The organism is Mesorhizobium sp. M7A.F.Ca.US.006.04.2.1, assembly GCF_004022915.1.
GTDB classification, from domain to species: domain Bacteria; phylum Pseudomonadota; class Alphaproteobacteria; order Rhizobiales; family Rhizobiaceae; genus Mesorhizobium; species Mesorhizobium ciceri.
On record NZ_RZQA01000860.1, the window covers coordinates 1 to 2,667 of the forward strand.

General features: G+C 63.5%; 5 protein-coding genes. 4 read left to right on the forward strand and 1 reads right to left on the reverse strand.

Annotated features, from left to right (window positions below; all coding sequences use genetic code 11):
- Both EN925_RS31275 and EN925_RS31280 read left to right on the forward strand, forming a co-directional pair.
- A partial coding sequence (locus EN925_RS31275) for an acyl-CoA dehydrogenase C-terminal domain-containing protein (RefSeq protein ID WP_206633018.1) occupies positions 1-213 on the forward strand: 213 nt, incomplete at its 5' end.
- Between the two features lie 19 nt (positions 214-232).
- The gene (locus tag EN925_RS31280) at positions 233-985 is read left to right on the forward strand and encodes a crotonase/enoyl-CoA hydratase family protein (protein ID WP_127385665.1); all 753 of its coding nucleotides are present in this window, start codon (positions 233-235) and stop codon (positions 983-985) included.
- 9 nt (positions 986-994) lie between these two features.
- Here EN925_RS31280 and pdxH read toward each other — a convergent pair whose 3' ends face one another.
- Positions 995-1,612, reverse strand: a complete 618-nt coding sequence (pdxH, locus tag EN925_RS31285; RefSeq protein ID WP_013532806.1) for a pyridoxamine 5'-phosphate oxidase — start codon at positions 1,610-1,612, stop codon at positions 995-997.
- Between the two features lie 72 nt (positions 1,613-1,684).
- Here pdxH and EN925_RS31290 point away from each other — a divergent pair, with 72 nt between their 5' ends.
- Entirely contained in the window at positions 1,685-2,146 is a 462-nt protein-coding gene (locus EN925_RS31290) for an RT0821/Lpp0805 family surface protein (protein WP_013532805.1), read from the forward strand.
- Positions 2,147-2,246: 100 nt separating this feature from the next.
- Positions 2,247-2,667: DnaJ domain-containing protein (locus EN925_RS31295; RefSeq protein ID WP_164894511.1), on the forward strand; the 421-nt coding region annotated here is incomplete at its 3' end.

Here is a 2,667-nt window from a genome sequence, read left to right on the forward strand (position 1 = left end):
GCGCTGGCGGGCGCGACGCCCTATCTCAGGCTGATCTCGCTTGCCGCCGGCGGCGCCTATCTGGCGCGCGGCGCTCTTGCCGATCAAGGCCGTATTCCCCTTTGCCGCTTCTTCGCCGAAAACCTGCTCGGCGAGGTCAGCGCTTTGCGGGCGCGCGTCATCGATGGCGCCGAAAGCCTCGCCGCTGCCGGAAAAACGCTGATTTCCGCCTGACGTTCACAAGGAAAGAACCGTGACAGACCATATCCTCGTCGAGCGCCAGGGCGCCATCCAGATCATCCGCATGAACCGGCCGGACAAGAAGAACGCGCTGACGCGCGCCATGTATGCGAAAATGTCAAAAAGTCTGGCCGAAGGCGACGCCGACCCGGAGATCCGCGTCCATGTCTTTCTCGGCGTGCCCGGCGCCTTCTCCTCAGGCAACGACCTTGCCGATTTCATGGTCATCGCCACCGGCGGTGACGGCGGCACCGAAGTCTGGGACTTCCTGATGGCGCTGGCCAGGGTCGAAAAACCCATGGTCTCCGGCGTCGACGGCATCGCGGTCGGCATCGGCACGACGCTCAACCTGCATTGCGACCTGACCTTCGCCACGCCACGCACCGTGTTCAGGACACCTTTCGTCGACCTTGGCCTGGTGCCTGAGGCGGGATCGAGCCTCCTGGCGCCGCGCATCCTCGGGCAGCAAGGCGCTTTCGCGCTGCTCGGCCTCGGCGAGGGCTTTTCGGCTGAACGGGCGAAGGCCGCCGGCCTGATCTACGAGGTGGTCGAGGAAGCAGCACTGGAGGCCTCGGTGCTGGCGGCCGCCGGCCAGATCGCGGCCAAGCCGCCGCAGGCGTTGAAGATCGCGCGCGACCTGATGCGCGGCTCGCGCGACGACCTCGTCGCCCGCATCGGCGAGGAAAGCGAGCATTTTCGCGAGCGCCTGAAGTCCGATGAGGCGCGCGCCGCGCTCACCGCGTTCATGACGAGAAAGAAGGCCTGAGCCTCTTCTTCAGGGATAAAGCCTCGTCTTGTCCCAGGCGCCTTTCGCGTTGCGGCTGAAGACGAGCCGGTCGTGCAGGCGGAACGGCCTGTCGTGCCAGAACTCGATTGTCGTGGGCACGATTCGGAAGCCGGACCAGTGCTTTGGCCGCGGGATCTCGCCGATCGGGTAGCGTGCCGTGTATTCGGCCACTGCCTTCTCCAGCGCAAAGCGGCTTTCCAGCGGCCGCGATTGTTTCGAGGCCCATGCGCCGATGCGGCTGCCGCGCGGCCGTGTCGCATAGTAGGCGTCGGCTTCGGCGTCGCTGACGATCTCCACCGGTCCGCGAATGCGTACCTGGCGGCGCAGTGATTTCCAATGGAAACACATCGCCGCCTTCATGCTGCCAAGAATCTCCTGGCCCTTGGCGCTCTCGAAATTCGTGTAGAAGACAAACCCGCTTTCATCGAACCCCTTGAGCAAAACCATGCGCACATCCGGCATGCCGTCGGTATCGACGGTCGCCAGAGCCACGCCGTTGGGGTCGTTCGGCTCGCTTTTCGTGGCGTCGTCCAGCCATGCGGCAAACAGGCGAAACGGCTCGGCAGCCTCGGTAAAGTCACCGCTTGTTAACTCAGTGTCACTCATAGTTTTTCTCAAATTGTCACGAAGATTCTTACAAAGCCAAGATTCTTAACGAAGCAAGGGGGAGGCTGCCGATTGTCGCTTATCGCGCAAGCTTTTGACAGCAGGCAATGGAGCGTTATCGCTTCGGCCAGCGCGAAAGCCGCGATCGTGGCGGTCGCCTTGCCGCTTGCCGCTTGTGGCGCCGGCGGCTTCAGCCTGGAAAAAGCCGAAGTCGACCGCTCGATCCTGACCAGCAGCACATCGGCCTCGGCCGCGCCGGCCAGTCTGGATCGCGACTCCGACCAGACGACGATCGGCAATGCAGTCTCCTCGGCCGACATCGAGCAGCTCGGCGGGCAGGCCGTCCCATGGGCCAATGCCGGTACCGGCTCGCGCGGTTCCATCACCGATCTGGCGGAATTGAAGGACAACGGCCAGACCTGCCGCCGCTTCAAGGCCTCGCGCGAAAGCTTTGACGGCGTTGCCATGTTCGAAGGCGAACTGTGCCTGGCCAGCGCCGGCGGCTGGCGCATGCAGGACTTCAAGGCGCTCTGATTTTCCGCGTCTGATATGCGGCTCCAGCACTGGAATTTCTTCCTATGGGAGCGCATATAAGAGGCAACCAGAGACTCAACTCTTCTCCAGGGCAGTAAGCATGCGCGACCCCTATGAGGTGCTGGGCGTTGCCAGGAACGCATCGGCCAAAGACATAAAGTCGGCGTACCGGAAACTCGCCAAAAAGCATCATCCGGACCAGAATCCGAATGATCCAAAGGCGAAGGACCGTTTTGCCGCAGCCAACCAGGCCTACGAGATCGTCGGCGACGAAAAGAATCGCGCCGCTTTCGATCGCGGCGAGATCGACGCCGACGGCAAGCCGCGATTCCAGGGCTTTGAGGGCGCTGCCGGGGGCGGCGATCCGTTTGGCGGCTTTCGCCGGCAGCAAGGTCCGGGCGGCTCGCGGTTCGAGTTCCGCTCCGGTCGACCCGGTGGCGATCCGTTCGACGGCAACAGCGACATCTTCAGCCAGATTTTTGGCGACACTTTTTCCGGCGCGCGCGGTCCCGGCATGGGCG